Source organism: Arthrobacter jinronghuae (assembly GCF_025244825.1).
GTDB classification, from domain to species: Bacteria; Actinomycetota; Actinomycetes; order Actinomycetales; family Micrococcaceae; genus Arthrobacter_B; species Arthrobacter_B jinronghuae.
Genome location: NZ_CP104263.1, coordinates 740,599 through 764,814 on the forward strand (window position 1 = coordinate 740,599; position 24,216 = coordinate 764,814).

Consider the following 24,216-nt stretch of genomic DNA (forward strand, 5'->3'; position numbering starts at 1 on the left):
GTGGGTCGTCAACTATGGGGGAATCATGACAAAAGGCCATGTCCAACAGGCGCTCGACGTATTTGCCGTGTCGATTGACGCGTACATTCAGACCAAGATGAAGCCGCTGCTGGGCGGCACTTTGGAGTGGACATCCATACTCCAGGAACTGGACAAGATGCGAGGAAAGGGTTCGTGGACCTATTCGACGAGGGATCCTGCCCTGCAGCTCCGCATGCTGACAGAGCGTCTGGGCGGGTTGGGATACCCGTTTGATGAAGGTGACCCCAACCGCACTTTGAGTTCATATGGATCTGTCCTCAGGATCGTGCGGAATCGCCTCTCCCATGGGGGCGAATTCGAGACTTTCGATGCTCTCCATGCGGTAGATACCGTCAGGACAGTGCTGGCACATATAGGCGATGTTGATGCATCGGCCAAGGTGGCAGACATTCGGACAACGCTTCTCGGTGAGCTTGTCGATGCCGAGCAGCCTTCGACGGCGATGTCTGAGCAAGTGACTTCCGTTCCTCGGAACTCGGAGGAGAAAAAAGCCGACAACATTCGAGCCGACTACGTTGACGGTCTGTTCGGTCAGGTCCCTTGGGAGCCGTGGACCACCGTTGTGGTCGGAGAGCAGGAAGACTTGGATTCCATGCGGACAAATCGCGTTAAGGAAAGCGTTCGAGGTCTGATCGAAACCATCGCAGAATCCGAAGGGCCCGTGCACCAAGACCGCGTCGCGAAGCTAGTGGGCCTTGCGTTCGGGTTCTCTCGCTTGGCACCACAGAGGGCCAAGAGAATACTGGGTCAAATTTCAAAGGCATCCGTCCATGTGGATGGAGATGGTTTCGTGTGGCCCCTGGGAATCAACCGCGATGAGTGGCTGATTTACCGAACCAGCACAGAGTCGCAGCGCCCATTTCATGAGATTTCCCCTGTGGAAATCGCTAATGCAGTTGTCTCGCTGCTTAAAGCTGACGGACAAGGAACTGACACCGAACTGACGCGAGGTGTCTTGCAGCTATTTGGTCGGATGAGAGGAAGTAAAGTCGCCACGCGCCAGGTTCAAAGGGGGATGGACTATGCGCGGGCAATGGGGCGTATGCCGCAACCCTGAAGAGAGAGGGGCTGGTCAGGGGAGCGCCGAGGCAGCAACGGACGATTGCGTGCTTGGTGAGGACGTGCCACAGCTGGACCGGGTGCACCGTCACGACGACGTCGGAGAGTTGAGCGCAGCGTGTTCCCGGCGGTCTGTCTTGCCGAATAGCGGAGCTATTCTGGCCTCCCTAGTGTGGCGGTCAACGCGGCTGATGGGCGGCCTCTCGTAGGGCCGGATCGGGCGGCAGAAGGCGATGGTGACCACTCATGACCGCCGCGATCGGTGCGATTGGTTTGCTGCCGAGCCTTCGGGCCGCTGGTATCAGTGCTGTAACGCATCTGCCGCCTGGCCCAGAGCTTCTCCGCCGGCAGCGAGTACTGAGGCGGTGTGTATGGCCGGGCCCGCTTCGGATATGTGTAACGCGGGTTCGTCCATACGTTCCTGGAGTTCAGCACCACGGTCGGCTTCGTCCTCGCGGCCGGAGCTAGCGGCCGTTCCTGTTGAACCTCCCGCTGGGTCCGGCCGCCGTATTGATGCCGCCACAGCTGGTGGAAGCCCCCGTCTTCACCGAAGCTCCTCAGTGCATGGGACCACCACATCGCCGCTGCGGCAGGTGCTGGCAAAGAGTTGATAGCAGCTGCCAGGTCTCGCGGGGTTCATAGTACTGCTGAACGTGGCCGTCTCAATTCTCGAAGTACATGTCGCCGTCGCCACCTGATGGAACCGCACGAACGAGGGGCCACGAAGAGCCGGGTAGTCATGTTGCGCGCGGTCCGCCACTTCCCTAGCGCTGAGCCGACTGCCGTCGTCGCTGCGCACTTGCTGATCATCGGCACGGAGGCAAAAGACCATACGTCAGCAAGACGCGACGGGAGCTGCACAGCATAGGCGTATCGCAGGATCACTCTTGGCACATAATGGAACACAGGGGGATACCACTATGCAGGAGACACGCTTGACCGTCACACCAGTGAAGCCAGAACAGCTCAACGTCGCACCGGGTTCGGTGGTGCGGATCAGAGACGAGGAATGGCTGGTCACCGCAGCCGAACCCTCGGTGGACGGCACCCTGGTCCGGGTGCAGGGCCTCACCGAGCTGGTGCGGGACACCACTGCAGCGTTCTATTCGGGACTGGACACCATCGAGGTTGTAGACCCGGCCAAGTCCAAGATCGTCGCCGACGACACTCCGAATTACCGGAAGGCGCGCCTCTTCCTGGAAACCACTCTTCGAAAAACACCGACGCCACAGTCGGCCAAAGAGCTCACCGTCTCCACCCGAATGCTGTCCCGCAACCTCAAGTACCAGCAAATCGCCGTCGCCAAGGCGCTGGATACAAAGAACATCCGCCCCCGTATCCTGATCGCCGACGCCGTCGGCCTGGGCAAGACGCTGGAGATCGGCATGATCCTCAGCGAGCTCGTGAAACGCGGCCGCGGCGACCGCATCCTGATCGTCACGCCCCGCCACGTGTTGGAACAGATGCAGCACGAGCTGTGGTGCCGGTTCGCCCTGCCGTTCGTGCGGCTCGACTCCGCCGGCATCCAGAAAGTCCGCCAGAAGCTGCCGGCCACCCGCAACCCCTTCACCTACTACAAGCGCGCCATCATCTCCATCGACACCCTCAAGAGCGCCCGCTACCGTGCCCAGTTGGGCAAACTGCAGTGGGACGCCGTCGTCATCGATGAATCCCACAACCTCACCAACACCGGCACGCTGAACAACGAGCTCGCCCGCATCCTTGCGCCCAACGCCGAGGCCCTGATCCTGGCATCAGCTACCCCGCACAACGGCCGCAACGAATCCTTCGCCGAGCTGCTCCGCCTTCTGGACCCCACCGTCGTCCGGCCCGACGGCAGCTTCGACGCCAAACAGGTCGAAAACCTGATCATCCGCCGGCACCGCCACAGCCCCGAGGTAGCCCAGGAAGTCGGTGCCGACTGGGCGGAGCGCGAAGAACCGGACAACCGGCTCATTCCGGCATCGCCTGCTGAAAACGCCATCGCCGAGGAACTCTCCGACGTCTGGCTCTACCCGGACGGCAAGCCGGCACCCCACTCCGGGCAAAACGGGTCTCTGTTCTCCTGGACCCTGGCCAAAGCCTTCCTCTCCAGCCCCGCAGCGCTGCTGGAAACCGTCACCGAACGGCTTAAAAAGCTCGACGCCGACTCCCCGGTGGAGGCCAAAGAAGCGGAAGCGCTCAAGCATCTCCAGCAGCTCGCAAATACAGCCAACACCGGAGAATCCGCCAAGTACAACGAACTGGTCAGCTACCTCAAACGTATCGGCGTCGGGAAAGGCTCCAACACAAGGGCCGTCGTCTTCGCCGAACGAGTGGCCACACTGAAGTGGCTGCAGGAGAAGCTTCCCAGGGCTCTGGGTCTCAAGCCCGAAAACATCGGTCTGCTGCACGGCGGCCTCAGCGATATTGACCAGCAGCGCATCGTTGACCAGTTCAAGCGCGGCAACAGCCCTCTGCGCGTCCTGGTCACAGGCGACGTCGCTTCCGAGGGCGTGAACCTGCACGCCGAATGCCACCACCTGATCCACTTCGATATCCCGTGGAGCCTCATCCGCATCGAACAGCGCAACGGGCGCATCGACCGTTTTGGGCAGCGTCACAAGCCGCAGATCACCACCCTGCTGCTCAATCCGGACAACACCCGCTTCTCCGGCGACATCAAGGTCCTGACCCGCCTGATGGAACGCGAACACGAAGCCCACACAGTGCTCAACGACGTCGCCTCGCTGATGGGGGAGTACAGCGAAAAGAAGGAAGAGGACGCTATCCGGGATGTCCTAATGGGCAAGAAGGCCTTCGAGGACACGGTCCCGGATCCGGAAGCGAAGTCCGACGACGACTGGGACTTCCTCGACGCCGTCCTGAACCCGGAGACACAAAAAGAGCACGACGCAGCAACAATCCAAGACATCCCGGTGGAAAAGCCCCTGGGCCTTTACCCCACGGACCTGGATTTCCTCGATGAGGCCCTCAGCGAAGCCTTCGGCGATCCGCAGAAGAGGCTGGGCTGGACCGTCTACCCCGGCCACGGCATCGCTGAGTTGGAGCCGCCAGCTGACCTGCAGCACCGCCTCGGCTACCTCCCGCAGGACTACCTGTCCGAGCGGAAGGTCACCGAGAAGCTCAAACTGGCCACCAACGTGCAGGCCGGCACCCGGGAACTGGACCGGGCCCGTGAGTCGGACACCATGAGCTGGCCCGAAGCGCATTACCTCGGGCCGCTGCACCCGGTCCTTGACTGGGCCAGCGACCGCGCCCTGGCCTCCATGTCCCGCAGCGAAGTCCTGGCGGTCCGCGGCGACGTCGACTCCCCACAGATCCTGCTGATGGGAACCCTGATGAACCAGCGTGGGCAGGTGGTGTCCAAGGCATTCATCGGGGTGGAGTTCCCCAACCCGCAAAGCCCGGACTTCTGTATCGCTGAGACCATTCCGGACATCGGTGAGCATCTCGCAGAGATCGGTGTTCACGCCAAGGCAACCAACCCCGGGCCCGTGCAGCTCAACGGCCTTCAGGACCTGCTGCCGCATGCCGTGGAGCACGCCACCAACAATCTGGAACTCACCTTCGGCGAGGCCGCGAAACAGGCCGGAGCGCGTCTCCACGCATGGATCAGCCGAGCGCACGGCTGGACGGAGGAATCCTTCGCGCTGGCTCAGCGGGCCGAAGTCCGGAAGCAGCGGGCCCGCGTGACCGAGGAACAACGTATTGCCCAGTCGCTTGCCCCCGCCCAGAGACTGGTCCGCCCGCTGCTTGTGATCGTCCCGCGCAACACCCCTGCCGCTCCTTTGGAAGGTGCCAACCAGTAATGCCGTCTTTTGATTCGATTGTTGTCGGAGAGGACTGGATCAGTGAGCACTTTTTCACCACGGATTCCACCAAAGAGTCTTACCAGGCCGAGGTTATCAAGCTCCGCAAGTCCTGGGATGAACAGGCCAAAGACGGCGACTCGACTACGCTGACCCGTTTTGCCGAGGCCCGTGGACGGTTGCAGGTGCTTCTGGCCGGTCTGGCCGAAGACCCGGCCGGCGCCGCTGAAGCGTATTCCGTGCTCCGGCACGCTCTGGGTTTTCAGGGAACGACGGCGACTGTCACCTTCAACCGCAGCGGCACCGAAACTATGGTCTCCGGTGTGTGGGCGACGGGTGACTTGGATGTGCTGTTCCTCGAAGCGACTCCCGCTGACGCTGCCGAAGACGTTCTCTCATCCGTCCGCCCGCTGGGCAGGGTGCTGGTTGACGGCAAAGAAACCGACCTCACCGCAGCCAAGCTCGTATCGGAGATGTACCTGGCGGAACGGGCGCCGCGGTTTGTGGTGATCATGGCCGGGCGTTGGACGGTGCTCACCGAGCCCGAACGCTGGGCCGAGGGACGTTATCTTGCCGCCGACGCGCTGCTGGTTGCGGACCGGAACGACACCAAGAAGTACGGCGAAACCGACCGGTTCCTGAGTATCTTTGGCAGGGATTCCCTGATGCCCGCGCCGGACGGATCCGTGTGGTGGGACACCGTGCTGGAGTCCTCGGTCAAACACACGGTTGGTGTCTCGCAGGACCTGCGTGAGGGGATCCGCCGCTCCATCGAAATCATCGCTAACGATGTCCTGCAGCGCCGCGCCGCCCGCGGCCTTCATGAGGACGACGTCGACGGTCAGGTTCTCGCCAAACAGTCCCTGCGCTTTCTCTACCGGATCCTGTTCCTGCTGTACGCGGAAGCATCCCCGGAAATGGGAGTGCTTCCCGTTGGAGCTGGCGAATACAGTGAAGGGTACGGCCTGGACCGGCTCCGCGAACTGACGCTGGTGAATATGCAGTCCCGGGAAACCCAGCGCGGCACACATATCTATGAGTCGCTGGAACTGCTCTTCCGGCTGGTCGACGGCGGCCATGATCCGGCCAGGGGCATGTCTCGCGATGAGGTCGAACGGGCGAGCGGAGACAACGAGGGACTGGTCTTCCAACCGTTGAAGGCTGATCTCTTCCAGTCCCAAGCAACCTCTTTCATCAATGAGGTAGGACTCAGCAACTCGGAGCTCCAGCGGGTACTGCGCAACCTGCTGCTGAGCAAGGAATCCCGTGGAAAGGACCGCGGCTTCATTTCCTACGCGGAGCTGGGCATCAACCAGCTTGGCGCGGTGTACGAAGGGCTGATGTCCTACACCGGCTTCATTGCTGCCGAGCCACTCTATGAGGTGGCGAAAGACGGGAACCCTGAGAAGGGCTCCTGGGTTGTCCCGGTGGATCGGGCCGATTCCATTGATCCCCGGCACTTCGTCAAGTCCGAGGATGAGCTCACGGGGGAAAAGAAACCCGTCCGGCATGAAAAGGGTTCGTTTGTTTTCCGGCTGGCCGGTAGGGAGCGTCAGCAGTCGGCTTCGTTCTACACGCCTGAGGTTCTGACCAAGTTCGTCGTCTCCCAGGCGCTGGAGGAACTGCTGGACCAGGACGGCGAGACAACCTCAGCTGATGAGATCCTAAACCTCACCGTGTGCGAACCGGCTCTGGGTTCCGGAGCGTTCGCGATTGAGGCCGTCCGCCAGCTTGCCGATGAGTACCTGAAGCGCAAGCAAGCTGAACTCGACACCCAGATCCCCGCGGACGAGTATCAGCAGGAACTGCAAAGGGTTAAGGCGCAGATCGCGCTGCACCAGGTTCATGGTGTGGACCTGAATTCGACGGCGGTGGAACTGGCAGAAGTCTCTTTGTGGTTGGACACGATGGTTCAGGGCCTGCAGGCGCCCTGGTTCGGGCTGCGGCTCAAGCGGGGTAACTCGCTAATCGGCTCCCGGCGCGCCACCTACTCACGTGCGGCAATAACGGATAAGTCGTGGTTGAAGTCAGAACCAGCCGAGGCTCCTCTGACCGGGCTGGTGGGCGCGATGGCCAACGACTCGGATGATCCTCAGGTGGTATCACGCGTCCATCACTTCCTTCTTCCAGCCGACGGGTGGGGCACTGCCGCAGAGGCCAAGGAAGTGAAGGACCTGGCAGGCGACGCTCAGAAGGAGCTCAAGGTTTGGCGGTCACGAATCAAGGCCAAACCGACCAAAACGCAGATCGACCGGCTGGTCGCGCTGAGTGGCCGTGTGGAGTCATTGTGGAAGCTGGCTCTACGCCGGCTTCAGGTCGCCGAATCGGAAGCCCGCCGAGACATCGACTACTTCGGCAAGGAAGAGGCCAGTGTCGATGGAGCCGACCGGCACCCGCGTGAGGCTGTGACGCGGGAGCAGATCGAGGCGTCGTTGAGCGACCCGGATGGCTCCTACCAGCGGCTGCGGCGCGTAATGGATGCTTGGAACGCAATCTGGTTCTGGCCGTTGACTGAAGGCGCCACCGGGGGTTCACAGCCCCCGACCTTGGAGCAGTGGATTTCTGCCTTGGAGGGGATTCTCGGCCAGACATCTAAGGAGAAAATGCCGTCAAAGTATGGGCGCGTTGAGGGGCAGACTTCTGTCCTATCAATGGCTTCATGGGGCGAGCTGGAGGGCATCGAGTCGTTCGATCACAGTACAGCGCAGGTGCGGAAGATCGAGGCTGTCCTCGAGGAGCACCCGTGGCTTCAAGTCTGTGAGAACGTAGCGAAGGAGCAGGGCTTCTTCCATTGGGAACTCGACTTCGCTTCAGTCTTCGGCCGTGGCGGTTTTGATCTTCAGGTGGGAAACCCGCCATGGGTCCGCCCCCGCTCTGACGAGGCAGCACTTCTTGCAGAGGGCGACCCCTGGTGGCAGCTGGCAGAGAAACCAACCCAGGCGCAGGTTACGGCTAAGCGGCTGGAGACGTTGGCACAGCCGGGTATGCAGGATTCCTTCATTAATGCGGCAGTTCCTACACCAGTGGTGGCCGCGTTCTTGGGCTCACCCGCGGATTACGCACTGTTGGCAGGGTTGCAGCCAGATCTTTATAGGGCCTTTATGGTCCGCACGTGGCGTTCTGTCTCCAAGAAGGGTGCGATTGCCTTGGTGCACCCGGAGTCTCACTTCACCGAGAAAAAAGCCGCGTATCTGCGGGCAGAGACCTACCGGCGCCTCCGCCGGCATTGGCAGTTCATCAACGAGCTGTCCCTGTTTGAGATACACCATTTGGTTACCTACGGCGTACACGTTTACGGCTCGCCCAAGGAGTGGCCCGAATTCAGAATGGCGGCATCGCTTTACCACCCCGACACGGTTGCGCGATCGGAGGTTCATGACGGCTCCGGAGAAGTTCCTGGTTTGAAGGACAGCGAGGGGAACTGGGATACCCGCCCGCACTTGGAGCGCATCATCCGCGTTGACGAAAGCATCCTAAAGGTCTGGGCCGATATCTTGGACGAACCGGGTACGCCGCCTCTTCATGCACGCATGGTCTACCCGGTGAACCGTGCAAGTTCTCGCGTGCTCGAGAAGCTCAGCAAAGCTCCCCGCGTGCGGGAACTAGGACTTCAATACTCACGCGGCTGGGATGAATCCATCGATCGCAAAAAAGGCTATTTCGATGTGGGGTCAGCCGTTCCAGATTCGTGGGATGACGTCATCCTCCAGGGGCCGCACTTCACGGTCGCGAACCCGTTCGCGAAGCAGCCTAACCCCACGATGAAGAACAACCTGGACTGGACCGAAGTTGATCTTGAAGCTCTTCCCGAAAACTTCATTCCGCGGACCAGCTACCAGATAACAGCAAACCGCCGGTCGTATGACCGTGATTACGGCGATTATCTGACTGCGAACGAGCAGCCGGAACCGGTCCGCAACCGGTACCGAATTGGGTGGCGCATGATGGCGTCAACCACTGGAATTCGGACTCTCTTCCCAGCACTTATCCCTCCTGGAGCTGCACATACCGACGGAACTCACTCTGCCGTGGTCGAGGAGACCGAGCTTGCACTGTTGTTGGGACTTTGGGCGTCAATCCCGGTCGACTTTTTAGTTAAGGTCTCTCAGGTTGCGAATTTGCGCGGCGTGTTTATCTCAGGACTTCCGCGCATCGAGGACCCCCTTTTGAAACGTTTAATAAGTGAGCGGGGTCTGAAGCTGAACTGTCTAACCCAGGTACATTCCGGTTTGTGGACGAGGGTGTCTGGTATGCCTTGGACCATGGAGACCTCACCAAGAATTGCACTCGAACGCCGAATGACTCTGATCGAGTTGGATGCTCTTTCGGCGATTGGCCTTGGAATCTCATCTGACGAACTCTGTACCATCTACCGCACGCAGTTCCCTGTTCTTCGTGGCTACGAGCAAAATGACCTCTATGACGCCAACGGTCGCAAGGTACCTGGAGGCATGAACCGGCTCTACCATAAGGTCGGCGAAAAGCTGACCCTTGAAGAGCGCACCTGGACCCACCCGCAGAGCGGCGTCGAGTACGTGTTCGAATTCCCCTTCCGTAGCTTTGACCGCGAGGAAGATATGCGTAAGGCTTACGCCCACTTCGAAAACCTGCTGGGGGACAAAAGCTAAATGTCGGAACTGCTTCCAACGAGCCAGAGCCAGGACCTGCGCAGCGGTCTGTCAGACTTCCTGGCGACCACATTTGCACTCACCGACCCGGGCGCCCAGTCCGCGATCCAAGACTTTCTCTCCAACCCCGAAAAGGGCCTGTTCAAAGGCCCTTACGTTCGTCTTCGGCTCCCCTTCGAAAGCGCGGCACCGGGCTGGCGGGATTGCCTGGATTGGTATCAAGGCTTCGAGCCCTACGGTCACCAAGCGCGGGCCTTCCAGCGGCTCAGCAGCAAAGCGCTAACGCCCGCAGGCAGCGGCAGCAGATACCGCCGGCCCGAACCGACCCTTATCACCACCGGCACCGGATCGGGCAAAACCGAAGCGTTCCTTTACCCCATCCTGGACCACGTGCTCCGCGCCAAGAAGGACGGAACCACGGGTGTCAAGGCGCTCATCCTTTACCCGATGAACGCCCTGGCGAACGACCAGGCCAAGCGTCTCGCTGACGTGCTGACGAAATACCCGGAGCTGAGCGGAGTCACCGCCGGACTTTACACCGGACAGAAGGACACGCCGCGGACCAAGGTCTCGCCTGACGGGCTGATCAATGACCGGGGAGTCTTCCACGAAGATCCGCCGGACATCCTGCTGACGAACTACAAAATGCTGGACATGCTCCTGCTGCGCCACGACGACGCGCCGCTGTGGGCAAAGTCCGCCCAGAGCCTCCAGTACGTTGTCCTGGACGAATTCCACACCTACGACGGCGCCCAAGGCACCGACGTCGCCATGCTCCTGCGCCGGCTTGGCCTCACCCTGAAGAGTTACTGGCCCGACGACCTCACCAACACCCCGAACGGTTTGACCGAGGTGGACCGTGCACGGCCACTCGGACGCGCGACTCCCGTGGCCACCTCCGCAACCCTTGGCAGCGGGGGAGACCCGCAGACAATGCTGGATTTCGCCGAAACCGTCTTCGGTGAAGCCTTCCCACCGGAAGCTGTCATCACTGAATCCCGCCTAAGCGCCGAAGATTGGGCCGGGCTGGGCTCCGGCAAGGCTGAGAACAGAAGCATGCAGGCCATCAGCCTCAACATCGGAGTAACCAACACCGCCGTGGCCAGCCTCCGAGAGAAGGGGGCCGACGTTGAGGCCGTCGTCGAACCCGTGCTTAAGGCCCTGTTCGAAACGCCTCCCGACGATCTGCTGGATGCAGTCCGAACCCACCCGCTCACAGGCGCACTGCTCGCCAACGCCACCGACGCCGTCGCACTTTCCACGCTGGCCGAGGCAGTATTCCCCGCCCAGGTTGCCAATCGCGCCCTGCCCACCGGCGCAGTCGAAGAGTTCCTGTCCCACGTCATCGCGCTGCTGAGCCATGTCCGCGCCCGCTCCGGCATGAAAGCGCTGACCGTGGAAACGCACTTCTGGATCCGCGAAATGTCCCGGGTGGACAGTGCAGTGGACACCGTCCCGAAATTCCGCTGGGCCGACGACGGTATCGACCAGTCCGAAACCATGTTCCTTCCTGCCCTCTATTGCCGGCACTGTGGACGGCACGGTTGGGGAGCCCTGCTGGCGCCCACCGGAATGGATCTAGAACTGGACGACTCTAAGGTCCGTGAATCCCGGCTCGTGAACAATCCCCGGTTCCGGACGTTCATCTCCGCCGCGGAGGAAGCCGACGCCGTCGAGTTCAATAAGGACGGTGCGGAGAGGATCCAAGGTCTGCACTGGCTGCACACTACCAACCGGAGCCTGTCCAAGACCCCGCCCGCGGACGACAGTGCCGACCTGCTGCAGGGCCGTATCATTCCCGTCCTGATGCTGGCAGGACAGGACGCAGACGACCAGTCCAAACAGGACGTCTGCCCGGCCTGCCTGGCCAAGGAAGGCATCGCCTTTATGGGCAGTGCCATCTCCACCATGCTCTCAGTCACTATCTCGAACCTCTTCGGCGCGCAGGGTCTCCATGAGGCGGAGAAGAAGGCACTGGTTTTCACCGACAGTGTCCAGGATGCTGCCCACAAGGCCGGATACGTCCAGTCCCGTTCCCACACGATGACCCTTCGCACTGCACTGCGGCGGGCTCTGGGAGACGACATCCGGACGCTGACGGAGGTTGTTGAGGCTGCCATCTCCGGTGCTTCTATGCCCGCCGATCGGTACCAGCTGATAGCGCCCGAGTACGCGGACCGCAAGGAATTCGTTCCCTTCTGGCGTCCTGGTTCTCCGCCGTCGGCCCGAACGACGGCGCGCAAATATGTCCGGCGTCGTCTGCAGTTCGACGCCATCCTCGAGCTGGGACTCCAGTCCCGCACAGGCCGGACCCTGGAGCTCACCGGAGCAGTCGCCGTCGAAACCGATGCCGGAAGCCCCACGAGAATGCTCACCGTCGCGGGCAAGGCCTGGGAGAGCGCACAGCACCAGACCATGCTCGGCGAAGCTGCCCCCACCCCCGAACAACTGCTGCAGTGGGTCCGGGGAACTGTTGAGCGCGTGCGCCTCCAGGGCGGCATTTATCATGACTGGCTGAAAAACTACATCGCCAAAGACGGCAGACGCTGGCAGATCTGGGGAGGCCGTCCCAAGGGGCAGGGTATGCCCGCGTTCCCGGCAGGCCGGTCCGCTCCCACCTTCCCACGGATCGGGAAAGCCGATGCGACGGCGGAAAACTTCGACTCCGTCACGTCCACCGCGTCCTGGTACGCCCGTTGGACCTCCCGCTGCCTGGGCGTACCGACGGCGGACAGCGCCTACCTCGCCAAGGCGTTGATCCTGGCGCTGGCAGAGGACGACGTGCTGGGGACATCCCGTACCGAGTCCGGAGCGGACATCTACTGGCTGGACGCTGACAAAATCCTGGTCTCACCTCCCGCTGCCGACGAGCTGAAAAATAAACAGCATGTCCTGGCCTGCACGGTCTGCCGGGCCGTGACTCCGGGAAGCCGGACTGTCTGTGAGCAGCTGGATGGAGCACCCTGCACGCTGGTGCGCTGTCCGGGGAAGCTGGAACGGATTGAGGGTGCCCCGGAGAACTTCTACCGGACGCTCTACTCCTCGCAGGAGAGCAAACGCGTTGTGGCGAAGGAACACACGTCCCTTCTGGACGACGCCACGCGCATTGCCTACGAGACACAGTTCAAGTCCGGATCGGATAACCCACAGGCACCCAACGTCTTGGTCGCGACGCCGACGCTTGAGATGGGCATCGACATCGGAGATCTCTCCTGTGTCATGCTCGCCTCCCTGCCCACCTCGGTAGCCTCTTATGTGCAGCGGGTGGGCCGGGCAGGACGCCTCACCGGGAACTCCCTGGTCCTTGCCTTCGTGCAGGGCCGAGGCGAGCATCTGCCCAAGCTTAACGAGCCGCTCTCCGTCATCAACGGCGTGGTCCAGCCGCCCGCCACATATCTGGACGCCGAGGAAATCCTGGCACGCCAGTACGTTGCCCACATCGCCGACAGGTTCGCCCGCGATTCCGGCCGCCGCCACCCCCGCGAGGCCATCCATGCCCTGGGGAGCGTTGAACCTGGGTCGTATCTGGGGGACATCATCCAGGAAGCCACCACCAACGCGGATGCCTATCTGCAGGAGTTCCTGTCCCAGTTCGGCGACAGTTTGTCTGAGGCCAGCCGGAATCGCCTGACGGCTTGGGCTACGGAGCACGACGACGGCGAGCCCAGCGATCTGGCCCGTCACCTTGTACGGGCCGCCGGGCAGTGGAAAGCGGACATCCAGGAACTGGAAGCCCGCCGCAAAACCATCGACGCCGTGATGCCCGAACTGCAGAAGGCCGCCGACGACGCAGAGCGGCTGGGCGACGCATCCTCCGACGCTCCCCAGGCACTGCGCACCGCCAAAGCAACGCTGCGGATGATTGGCGGACAGCTCATGGAGCTGCGCGGTGACTACTGGATTTCAGTCCTCGAGGCCTACGGCATCTTCCCCAACTACACGCTCCTGGACGATTCCGTCTGCCTGGACGTCGGGCTCTCCTGGAAAGACGCCGACACCCAGGAGTTCGAAACCGACACCGTCACCTACAGCCGCGGCGCGTCTGTTGCGCTGAGCGAGTTTGCACCCGGGGCTACGTTCTATGCCCAGGGCATGGAAATCCTGATCGACGCCGTCGACCTCGGTCCACAGCAGAGCAACGTCATGCAGTGGCAGGTATGCCCGAAGTGTGGATGGATCAACAAGGAAGCGGCCGCCAGCAAACCGGTCGAATCATGCCTCCGGTGCAAGACCACTGCCATCGCAGACATGGGCCAGATCCTGAACGTCGTGCTGATGAAAAAGGTCTCTGCGGAGATCCGCCGTGATGAAGCCGCGATCAATGACCGCCGGGATAACCGCGTCCGCGAACGCTTCACCATCGCGGCCGCAGCGGATATCGACGAGCAGCACCTGCAGAAACGCTGGTTCATTGATGGCCTCGATTTCGGTGCCGAATACCTGAACCGCATCGACATCCGCTGGCTTAACACCGGCCGCACGGCGTCGAACGGCGGGGTCCGGCTCATCGCCGGCGATGAGGTCAAGGCGCCGATGTTTCGGCTGTGTTCCTACTGCGGGCAGCTGGACCAGGCGGCCAAGGAAAACAAACCGACCGAGCACCGGTTCTGGTGCAAATACCGCAAGCAGGAGCAAGAGAGTATCCGGGAAGTGGTCCTCGCCCGGGAGCTCAGCACCCAGGGCGTGGTGCTTCATCTGCCCCCGGAAGTGACGTTCGGGGACGACTTCTCGATTCCCAGCCTGCAGGCCGCCATCCTTCTGGGCCTGCAGAAGGTTCTGGGGGGCGCTCCGGACCACCTGGGTGTGCTGCGCATTAACGACGCCCTAAGCGGAGGTGATCGTCCGGCGTTGCTGCTGCATGACAAGGTCCCCGGCGGAACCGGCTACCTTGCCGAGTTCGGGGACCCAGAGCGCGTATGGCAACTCCTGAATGCTGCATGGGAGACGCTGCGGGACTGCAGTTGCAGGAGTGAGGAACGCCTCGCCTGCCACCATTGTCTGCTGCCGCATGCCGAACCGTGGCAGGTGGACAAAGTTGCCCGGGCAACGGCTGAACGTATCCTTCGGCAGCTGCTTCTGGTGGGGACCGACGACGGCGAGACCACGCCGTCGTTCGATGCGTGGACAGTGACCGAGGATGTACCTGTCCAGGACACGAGCAGTGAGTCCTTCCTGGAGAAAAGGTTCCGCAAGGTGTGGATGGACCGGCTCAAGGACGTCGGAGCCCATGTCAAAGTGACGCCGGGCGCTTTGGCGGACACCATCACCTTCAAGATCCCGGGGCAACCGTTCCGATGGCAGCTGATTCCTCAGGTGGATGTGGCCGGAACACGTCCGGACTTTCTCCTTCAAGGCCCTGCGGATCCCAACTTCCCAGTGCTGGCAATTTACACCGACGGATACGCGTTCCACGCGAGCCCGGAACACAACCGGATTGCTGACGACGCCGAAAAACGGGATCGGCTGCGGCACACCACGGACCTTTCTGCCGCCGTCATTCCGTGGGCAATCACGTGGAACGACGTGACGTCATTTGAGGCGGGATCTGATGCGCCCGTTTCTATGCCGGGGTGGGTAAACGAGAACCTGAATGCGCAGTTGATGACCAGGTATCCCGTGGATGCGGGCATCATGAATCAGCTCGGCAGGGACGCGGTCTCCATGCTTTGGGAATGGGTCAACCGGCCCGACCCGGAGGCCTGGCAGAAGTTCTCAGAGTTGGTGCCGCTGATGCTCTCGCAGCCCGAACGTGTCCCCGCGGATCGAGACGCCGTGTACATCCATGCCAAGGACGTAGCCCAAGGAAGCCTGGCACCGATTTTGCCCGGAGACACACAGGCATGGACCTATCGGGCTGGAGTACTGGCGTTCACAGCAGCTGGTTCTCCCTCCGATCCGGCGTCGATCACCGTCGGGCTCTGCCTCGATGACCGTGATCACTCCCTCACCGGATCGGGCCATGAGGAATCGTGGCGCGGCTGGCTCCAGCTGTCCAATCTGTTGGCTTTCAAGCCTTGGGGAATGACGATCGGATCCGTCTCCTCCAGCGTTTCCGCGGGCGACATGAACGCGAAAGCCGCCCAGGAGGAAGCCGCGCAGGTCGTGGGTAGCGAATGGCAGGAGCTCCTCGCCGACGCCACCGAGGCGGAGAAGGCGGTCGTGCTGCGCCTCGCGGAGATGGGGTTGCCACAACTGCCGGAGCTCGGCTACGAGCTTGAAGGCTACGTGGCTGATCTCGCCTGGCCGGAATTCCAGGTGGCGCTGGCTTACGACGACGAATCACGCGGGATGTTTGAGTCCGCTGGCTGGACAACCACAACCGACGTGGACGACATCCAGGAACTTCTGAAGACGATGGGGGCTTGAAATGGCGTTGGTGACCTGGATTAAGCAGAAGGACAAGATAGACGGGGCCATGAAGGCCAAGGTCTATTCGTTCTTCGAAAAACTGCAGAAGGACGACACCTCTCCCGGCCTGCACATTGAACCGATGCAGAACCCGGCGGATCCCCGGGTTCGTACCGGAAGGATCGATCAGAAATTTCGGGCGGTGCTGTTCAAGGTTTTCCTGGATACTATTCCGCACTACTTCTACTACGGCGCGTGGCCGCACGATCAGGCTATCGAAATTGCCCGCTCAAGCGTTCTCAACGTCAACTCGGCCAACGGTGTGCTGGAAGTGTTGCGCAAGTCTGCACCGGCCAATACAGCTGAGCCCGCAAGGGCGAAAACGCCGCCTGTGCCGCCTAAACCTGAGATCGAATCCGCCCCGGTCACCGTGCCTGCGGAGGTTTGGGTCAACCCGCTGGCGCAGTCCGGGACCGAAGCGGCGGATCTGGTTTCCCGCCTCGGCCTGGATGAGGAGCTTGTCCAAGCCGCATACGCAGCCCCCTCTGATGACCGTCTGATCGACCTCCTCGGGGACGCCCCGGACTGGCAGGCCACTGCGCTGCTGGAGCTCGCGGCCGGCATGTCCATGGCCGAGGTCGAAGACAAGCTCGCGCTGAATCAGTTTGTTGTGGACCCGCAGGCGACCGAAGAAGAGAAGATCAAGCAGGCGCTGGAGCATCCCGCCACCAAGATGCAATTCACCTTCATCGGTGAGGACTCCGAGGAACTGCGCAGGGTCATTGAAGGCGGAGACTTCGATGCCTGGCGGACCTTCCTCCACCCGGAGCAGCGGATTTATGCAGAGCGTCATTACAACGGCTCCTTCCGTCTGTCGGGCGGGGCTGGGACTGGCAAGACGGTGGTGCTCCTGCACCGTGCCCGCATGCTGGCCAAGTCCGAACCCAGCTCCAGGGTTGTGCTGACCACCTACACCACCACGCTTGCCGAGTCCCTGAACAATGGGTTGTCGAGGCTGGATAACGAACTGCGCCGTGCCGAGAAGCCGGGGGAGAGCGGTGTCCTGATAGCGGGTGTGGATTCGTTGGTGTCCAGGGTCCTCCACCCAGCAACCGATGCTGAAAAACGGCAGGCCATGAAGGGCCTGTTTGGCATGGAACTCCCTGCGCCGAGCAACCTTATCGGCACGGATCCCAGCGCCAAGCAATGGGAATATGCCCTGGCGAGTGTGGACCACGGGTTGGAGCCTGAGCTGGCAAACGCCACTTTCCTGCAGCAGGAGTACGAGACGGTCGTTCTGCCGAACTTGATCACGGCCAAAGACGACTATTTGAAGATCCCCCGCGCCGGGAGAGGAACAGCCCTGAACCGTGCAAAGCGGCTGGCAGTTTGGAAACTCATCGAAGAATACCGGTACCACAACCGCATTGAGATGCACGCTACCTATGTGGAAATGGCGCATTTGGCTGCCTGCGTCCTCCGCCAGCGGGGGGACGGCAATCGCGTTGCTGACCATGTACTGATCGACGAGGCCCAGGACCTCCACGCTGGCCACTGGCTCTTCCTGCGGGAACTGGTGAAGAAAGGCCCGGATGACCTCTTCATCGCGGAGGACTCCCACCAGCGCATTTACGGGCAGAAGGTTCCGCTTTCGCGCTTCGGAATTGGAATTGTGGGTCGTTCCCGGCGTCTCACATTGAATTACCGAACCACCCAGCAAAACCTCGCGTACGCCGTCGGACTCCTAAAGGGAGCGCCGGTGACAGATATCGAAGGTGAGCAGGAATCGGTCAGCGGCTATACCTCCTCGCGGGTTGGCCCAACACCGCTGGAGCAGGCGGCCCCGACCTCCGTCGCAGAACTAGACAACCTTGCAGCGACGTTGAAGACCTGGCAAGAAGACCGTGTTGATCTGGGGAACGTTGGCATCCTCGTGCGCTACAACAATCAGGTCGCCAAGGTCATCAGCGGTCTCGACGAACGGGGGATGCGCGCCCGGAACGTTGACGCGTCAGATCCCGCCGGCGCACCGATGGTGATGACCATGCATCGTTCCAAAGGCATGGAGTTCACCCGGGTAGTTCTCTACGGCCTCTCTGCCGACTCATTGCCTGCCTCCTACAAGAAGCTGGCGCCTGCGGAACAGGCCGATGCCCTGCTGCGGGAAAGGTCGCTTCTGTACGTGGCTGCCACCCGTGCACGGGATGGTTTGGTCGTATCGTGGAGCGGGAAGCCGCTGGAGCTGCTCGGGGCCGTTTAAAGGCTCCTGCTCGCGGACGCCGAGACCAAGAAACGGCGGCGACCCTTGGATAGGATCGCCGCCAAATCTTATGGTTATGACAACATTTTAGGTCCGGTAATTGCCAGCAGCCTCTTATCTCGACCTTCCCACCGGTGCCAATGGAGACGGCTTGGCGACCGCCTCGAATGACTGCTCAAGACCAGTGTTTGCGGAACTGTGGGTCCTTATTGCCCATGACTAAGTGGGTGAGGCTCAAACCCAGCTCTTCGAACAGTTCCTTTGATGCTTGGTTCTTTTCAAGTCCTGTTTGAAGGGTTTTCAACCCTGGCTTGTCTCCCCAAGGTGCCGTCCAGATCGGGTGGTTTACTAGTCGATCTATTCCTTCTTGGAATAGCTTCCACTGATTCTCATCGAATTCATCGTCCATGAGGTTTTTTTCGGCGGAACGGCACGCTATATGGAACCATAGCTCGCGGATCAGCTTCGAAATATAGGCCAATGACCCCTGGTATACCATTCGACGGCCTCGTTCAGACTCTTGGGGTGTCCTATTAGAGCCTTCAGGTACGTCAAAGGCGAGGTCGCTGAAGCGGTTAAGGCAGGCGATAATATTTTCTGCCTCCCGGTCCCGAGCGGCCTGCGCATCGTTACCTTTGGAGCGCTGAGGATCCTTAATAAGGAGCCCCTCAATGATCTTTGTCTTGAGTGCCTGCTCGGTGATTTCAATGGATTCACGAGGGCCAGACGGCTTTTTGACGTAATTGGTTATGCGCAGCCCCTCATCGCCGAGAATCCCTTGGACCAACGCGCCATGCAGGGCCTGCTTTCCCCGCGTTCGTTCAGTGTTGGGAAGCCAGTCAATAAAACCCTTTTCCGAGATATCAGTGGATCCGACGGACTTCTCGTATTCTTGAAACTTGTTCTGCCACTCATCAGACATCTTGCCAGCCAGCTCAAATGGTGACAACGGCAGCTTCTTTATCTTGGCTTGAATTGAATTAACAAGCTCATTGGCGGCCGAGCTTGACAGGTTCAGGTAAACCTTTGCGGTGACAGAATCGCGCCCCGCCATCCATGTCGCAATAGTCTTGTGCTGCCCGTCGAACATTAGGAGCCGGGTGGGTCGCTCTAAAGCTTCCGTCTCAGTTCTGCAGCTGGGAGGCTCATGAAGAGGGTTCCGCTGAAGGTCCCCATAAATCGCCCAAGCATGCTCAGGGCGGATAGCTCTGGGTTGGCAATCATCATCGTTGAATATCGCTTCACGGGGCAGGCTGACGAATATGTACTCAAACTCTTTCTGTGGAGTTTTTTCTGCAAAAATAGGGCACTCTTGAGTGTCACCATTAGGCAGTTCTATGGTTGCATTTTGTCCGCTTCGAGAGATCACTACTGACGCCGGATTTATGTCGAAGTGTTTGAGGTATCCGTCATATTTCAATCGTCTCTTATTTGCATATGAAACGAGGCGCAGATAGGGGCGAACATCCATTGTCCTCGCAGCCCGCTTGGCGCTGTTGCATGGCGAGTGTGCAAGGTTCAGGTTCGCCAAATCTGTTGGTCCACCTTCTGATTCAGGGATCTCGTGGTCAGCTACGATTGTGTCCGAAGCGCGATTGAGTGTGCCTTGGCACAGCCAGCAGAACCCGGAGCTCTTAGCCCACAACAAGTCCAAAATGCCTTCTTGCTCTTCGAGCGGCAGTTTCTTCTTCATGGATTTGGACATGGTTATTCCGGCGCTCATGAGCATCCCCCAGTTTATTGGATCTTCTATTTTGGTATTCTACAACTTCGTTCTGTCCATCCGGGAACTCGAGGTCCCTGCGGTTGGGTCCGCTCGCTCGGCAAGTGTCGATACCCCTTCGCGATTTGGGACTGCCCCAGAAGATGAGGCTGCGATCTTGGCGGTCTAGGGGGTGCAGACAGTACGGAGCGTTGTGCGAGCCGTATTGAGGAAATGCATGCCTAGATTACGAGCGATCCCGCAAAGGTGCCCCGATTCGGCCCCCGCCCCTCCGTCTGCAAGGATGCTGGTAAGTCTGCTGATAAAGGAGCATCCCATGCCTTCCCCCGCCTCCACCCCGAACGCCGCCACCTACGGGGTGCACTCGGAGGTCGGCAAACTGCGCAAGGTCCTGGTCTGCGCCCCGGGCCTTGCCCACGAACGGCTCACCCCCACGAACCGGGAAGACCTGCTCTTCGACGACGTGATGTGGGTGGAGAACGCCCAGCGCGACCACGCCGACTTCGTCACCAAGATGGAGAACCACGGCGTGGACGTCGTGGAGCTGCACGATCTGCTGGGCTCCACCATGGACCTGCCCGAGGCCCGGGCCTGGCTGCTGGACCGGAAAATCGTCGCCAACCGGGTCGGGCTGGGACTGGTGTCCGGCACCCGGGCGTTCCTGGATTCGCTCACCGGCGCGGACCTGGCTCGCTACCTCATCGGCGGGCTCGCGACGTCGGACCTTCCCGCCGATTACCGCACCGATTACATCGCCCTGGCACGGGAATCCTCGGGCCGGCCCGAGTACCTGCTGCCGCCGCTGCCCAACACCCTCTACACCCGGGACACCACCTGCTGGGTCGGCGGCGGACTGACGCTGAACCCCTTGTACTGGCCGGCACGCCACGACGAGACCCTGCTGATGCAGGCCATCTATAAGTTCCATCCCGAGTATGCGGCGTCGACCGTCTGGTGGGGTGACGGGGAACAGGACTGGGGCCAGGCCTACCTGGAAGGCGGGGACGTGATGCCGGTGGGCAACGGCACCGTGCTGATCGGCATGGGGGAGCGGACCTCCCGCCAGGCCATCACCCAGCTCGCGCAGTCGCTGTTCGCTGCCGAGGCCGCCGAGCGGATCGTCGTGGCAGGCATGCCCAAGCTGCGCGCCGCGATGCACCTGGACACGGTGTTCACTTTCGCCGACCGGGACCTGGCCACCATCCATCCGGCCATCGTGGACGGCATCCACGCCTTCACCATCCACCCCTCGGACCGCAGCCCCGGCCTGGAGGTGCGGGACCACCGCGACCGCCGCTTCGTTGACGTGGTGGCCGAATCCATGGGCTACAAAAAGCTGCGCCTGGTGGAGACCGCCGGCGACTACTCCGCCTCCGAGCGGCAGCAGTGGGACAGTGCGAACAACGCCGTCGCGCTGGAACCGGGCGTGGTGTTCACCTATGACCGCAACACCCAGACCAACGCGGCACTGCGGAACGCCGGCGTCGAAGTGATCCCGATTGCCGGGGCCGAACTCGGCCGCGGCCGCGGCGGCGGACACTGCATGACCTGCCCGATCATCCGGGATGGCCTGGACTAACGACGACGGCGCGGGGCCGGCTGGCATGTGACCGCGGCCCAGCCACGGTTTCGACGTGGACTCCAGCGAACGCACCGCCTTTGACGGGTACATGCCTTTCCACTGCAGGGACCCCCTCGGCTACTGTCTCGAGGTGCTGGCCGCCGATTCGGACCCTGCCGTCTCCCTCTGAGAGGATTGTGGTGAGCCGCTGACGGAGGAGCCTCCGCAGGAAGCGGTCCGTCCCTCCACAGATGTCTAAGCGGTGTTGCCTCAGTGGCCGCAACATCCGATTGGAAAAGAACCGTGTCTAATGCGCCTGCTTCAGGGGACAAAGCCCCAGCAGCCAAACTCTCCCTGCTGACCCTCACCACTGTGGTGATCGGGTCCATGGTCGGGGCCGGGGTGTTTTCCCTGCCCCAGCGCTTCGCCGAGGAAACCGGGGTGTGGGGTGCGCTGGTCGCCTGGCTGATTGCGGGTTCCGGCATGCTGATGCTGGCTTTCGTGTTCCAGCGGTTGTCCATGCGCAAACCAGCGCTTGATGCGGGGGTCTTCGCCTACGCTAAGGCCGGCTTCGGAAACTACGTGGGGTTCTTCTCCGCAGCGGGTTACTGGGCCAGTGCCTGTGTTGGAAACGTCACCTACTGGGTGCTCACCATGTCCACGCTGGGAGCCCTGTTTCCGCAGCTGGGCGCAGGGGACACCCTCCTCGCCGTCGTGCTGTCCTCGGCCGGGCTGTGGGGATTCTTCTTCCTGATCAGGCGCGGGATCAAAGAAGCCACGGCCATTAACCGGATAGTCACGATCGCCAAGGTTGTTCCCATCCTGGTCTTCGTGCTGTTTGCTGTCTTCCTGTTCGACCCCGCCGTCTTCGCGGGAAACCTTACCGGTGGGGACTATACGGGGCCGCTGTTCGAGCAGGTCAGCAACACGATGCTGGTGACGGTCTTCGTTTTCCTCGGTGTCGAAGGTGCCAGTGTGTATTCGCGCCATGCCCGACGGCGGGAGGACGTTGGCCGGGCCACCGTCCTCGGATTTCTGAGCGTCTTTGCCATCTTTGCCTCGGTCACGATCGTTTCCTACGGCGTCCTGCCGATGGAACAGCTCGCCGAGCTGCGCCAACCATCCATGGCGGGTGTCCTGGAAGCGGGAGTGGGGACCTGGGGGGTGGTGTTCGTCAGCGCAGGCCTGATCATTTCGGTGATGGGGGCCTACCTGGCTTGGAGCCTGATGGCAGCGGAGGTCCTGTACGTGGCCGCCACGGAGAAGGACATGCCGCGGTTCCTGTCCCGGGTCAGCGAGGACGATGTCCCGGTCAACGCCCTGCTGCTGAGCACCCTGCTCAGCCAGCTGGTAATGGTCATCACCTACTTCTCCGGTGACGCCTTCGACTTCGCACTGGACATGACCGCGGTCCTGACGTTGTTTTCCCTCCTTTTCGCGGCCCTCTACGCCCTCAAACTCGGTTGGAGCGGGGAAACGTATGAAGGAGCCCCGAGCCGCACCCGGCGGGGCGACCTGGTCATTGCCGTCATTGCCACCATTTATTCAGTGTTCCTGGTCTATGCCGCCGGGCTGCCCCTGGTGCTGCTTTCGATGATCTTCTACGCCCCCGCCACCGTCCTGTTCGTGATTGCCCGCCGTGAACAGGGGCAGCGCGTTTTCCGGGGAGGGGAGCTTGTTCTTTTCCTCATTACTTTGGCAGGAGCCGTTGCAGGCGTGCTCGCCCTGACCCGGGGCTGGATAGAGCTCTGAGCAGAGGGCGTGCCGCGTCCTGCGGTATGCACCCGGAGGTGGGCACGCTGCGCAAGGTTCTGGTCTGTGCCCCGGGTCTGACCCACGAACGGCTCACGCCGACAAACCGTGAAGACCTGCTGGGCCCGAACCGGGTACCTGCTGCCGCCGCTATGAATCTTCTACTGGCCGGCCCGGCACGACGTAATCCTGCTGATGCAGGCCATCTATCTGTTCCATCCGGCCTCCGAACGCCAGCAGTGCGACAGCGCGAACAACGCAGTCGCCCTGGAACCCGGCGTGGTGTTCACCTATGACCGCAACACCCAGACCAATGCGGCGCTGCGGAACGTCGGCGTCGAGGTCATCCCGATTGTCGGGGCCGAACTCGGTCGCGGCCGCGGCGGTGGGCACTTCATGACCTGCCCGATCATCCGGGATGGCCTGGATTAACGACGACGGCGCGTGGCGGGCGGGATGGTCACCACCAGCTCGCCGGCGGCGCCCATGGGTTTACGTAGCCGGCAGACTTCGGGCAGCACCGGCAGCGTCGACAACCTGCGCGATGTTTCTATCCGCAGCCTTCCTGGCCGAGATGTTCCGCCAGTGGAGGACCACTGCCACGATGATTAGCGGGACGTGGATGGCTGGGAGATTTTTGGCCAGCCATTGAGGCAAATAGATGTCGGTGACAGACCCGGAACTATCTCCGAGATCTCGTGCCACCGCCGTAAGCGGGCAGTGAAATCCGTTGCCGGCGAAGACCAGAACCTCCATGGACACCACGGCGGCCGCGATCCCTGCTCTGCGGTCAGACCGCTTCCGGATGCCGGCGACCAGAACATAAAGCATGCAGCTTTCAATGGTGACCCACGCAAACGTATGAAACACCTTCACTGCTCTAAGTAGCGCGTCGCGTTCGTTCATGCCCCATTGTCGCGCTCGCTGTCAGGGAAACTAGTCCTGGTTCCCTCTCTTAGCTGGATCCGGGTCGGTTGAGCTTCGTGAAGGATTCAGTCGCGACGTGACCAATATTGGCCATTTCGGAACGG

At 61.4% G+C, this 24,216-nt stretch carries 9 protein-coding genes and 1 pseudogene; 8 read left to right on the forward strand and 2 right to left on the reverse strand.

What is annotated here, in order from left to right:
* Nucleotides 1-25 precede the first annotated feature (25 nt).
* The 5 genes from N2K98_RS03455 (at nt 26) to N2K98_RS03475 (ending at nt 18,149) form a co-directional block, all read left to right on the forward strand.
* Nucleotides 26-1,099 (forward strand): DUF3320 domain-containing protein, encoded by a 1,074-nt coding sequence (locus N2K98_RS03455; protein ID WP_255866024.1) that lies wholly within the window; start codon nt 26-28, stop codon nt 1,097-1,099.
* Between the two features lie 937 nt (nt 1,100-2,036).
* Nucleotides 2,037-4,913, forward strand: a complete 2,877-nt coding sequence (locus N2K98_RS03460) for a helicase-related protein (RefSeq protein WP_255866025.1) — start codon at nt 2,037-2,039, stop codon at nt 4,911-4,913.
* Nucleotides 4,913-9,541 carry an Eco57I restriction-modification methylase domain-containing protein gene (locus N2K98_RS03465; protein WP_255866026.1) on the forward strand — a complete coding sequence of 1,543 codons (4,629 nt, stop codon included), beginning with the start codon at nt 4,913-4,915 and terminating at the stop codon, nt 9,539-9,541. The genes N2K98_RS03460 and N2K98_RS03465 overlap by 1 nt, the downstream gene beginning before the upstream one ends.
* Nucleotides 9,542-15,907 carry a DEAD/DEAH box helicase gene (locus N2K98_RS03470; RefSeq protein ID WP_255866027.1) on the forward strand — a complete coding sequence of 2,122 codons (6,366 nt, stop codon included), beginning with the start codon at nt 9,542-9,544 and terminating at the stop codon, nt 15,905-15,907. It abuts the gene before it with no gap.
* 10 nt (nt 15,908-15,917) lie between these two features.
* Nucleotides 15,918-18,149, forward strand: coding sequence for a 3'-5' exonuclease (locus N2K98_RS03475; RefSeq protein WP_255866028.1), 2,232 nt, complete (start codon nt 15,918-15,920; stop codon nt 18,147-18,149).
* A 175-nt stretch (nt 18,150-18,324) separates the two neighbouring features.
* On the opposite strand, the gene N2K98_RS03480 is transcribed toward N2K98_RS03475, so the two are convergent.
* Nucleotides 18,325-19,842: an HNH endonuclease signature motif containing protein gene (locus N2K98_RS03480; RefSeq protein ID WP_260553960.1), complete on the reverse strand. Its 1,518-nt coding sequence runs from the start codon at nt 19,840-19,842 to the stop codon at nt 18,325-18,327.
* 346 nt (nt 19,843-20,188) lie between these two features.
* Here N2K98_RS03480 and N2K98_RS03485 point away from each other — a divergent pair, with 346 nt between their 5' ends.
* From N2K98_RS03485 to N2K98_RS03495, 3 genes and pseudogenes are all read left to right on the forward strand, one after another.
* The gene (locus N2K98_RS03485) at nt 20,189-21,451 is read left to right on the forward strand and encodes an arginine deiminase (protein WP_255866030.1); all 1,263 of its coding nucleotides are present in this window, start codon (nt 20,189-20,191) and stop codon (nt 21,449-21,451) included.
* A 285-nt stretch (nt 21,452-21,736) separates the two neighbouring features.
* A complete protein-coding gene (locus tag N2K98_RS03490; RefSeq protein WP_255866031.1) occupies nt 21,737-23,185 on the forward strand; it encodes a basic amino acid/polyamine antiporter in 1,449 nt (482 codons plus the stop codon).
* Between the two features lie 225 nt (nt 23,186-23,410).
* Nucleotides 23,411-23,617 (forward strand): annotated as a pseudogene (locus N2K98_RS03495) (arginine deiminase family protein); the annotation flags it as partial.
* Between the two features lie 60 nt (nt 23,618-23,677).
* Here the strand turns inward: N2K98_RS03495 and N2K98_RS03500 are convergent.
* The gene (locus N2K98_RS03500; RefSeq protein WP_255866032.1) at nt 23,678-24,091 is read right to left on the reverse strand and encodes a hypothetical protein; all 414 of its coding nucleotides are present in this window, start codon (nt 24,089-24,091) and stop codon (nt 23,678-23,680) included.
* Nucleotides 24,092-24,216 lie beyond the last annotated feature (125 nt).

What these genes read in the sequence shown, in the direction of transcription:
- N2K98_RS03480 (WP_260553960.1), bottom strand. Translation starts at nt 19,842, where the DNA reads ATGAAGAAGAAACTGCCGCTCGAAGAGCAAGAAGGCATTTTGGACTTG.
- N2K98_RS03455 (WP_255866024.1), top strand. Translation starts at nt 26, where the DNA reads ATGACAAAAGGCCATGTCCAACAGGCGCTCGACGTATTTGCCGTGTCG.
- N2K98_RS03500 (WP_255866032.1), bottom strand. Translation starts at nt 24,091, where the DNA reads ATGAACGAACGCGACGCGCTACTTAGAGCAGTGAAGGTGTTTCATACG.
- N2K98_RS03465 (WP_255866026.1), top strand. Translation starts at nt 4,913, where the DNA reads ATGCCGTCTTTTGATTCGATTGTTGTCGGAGAGGACTGGATCAGTGAG.
- N2K98_RS03485 (WP_255866030.1), top strand. Translation starts at nt 20,189, where the DNA reads ATGCCTTCCCCCGCCTCCACCCCGAACGCCGCCACCTACGGGGTGCAC.
- N2K98_RS03470 (WP_255866027.1), top strand. Translation starts at nt 9,542, where the DNA reads ATGTCGGAACTGCTTCCAACGAGCCAGAGCCAGGACCTGCGCAGCGGT.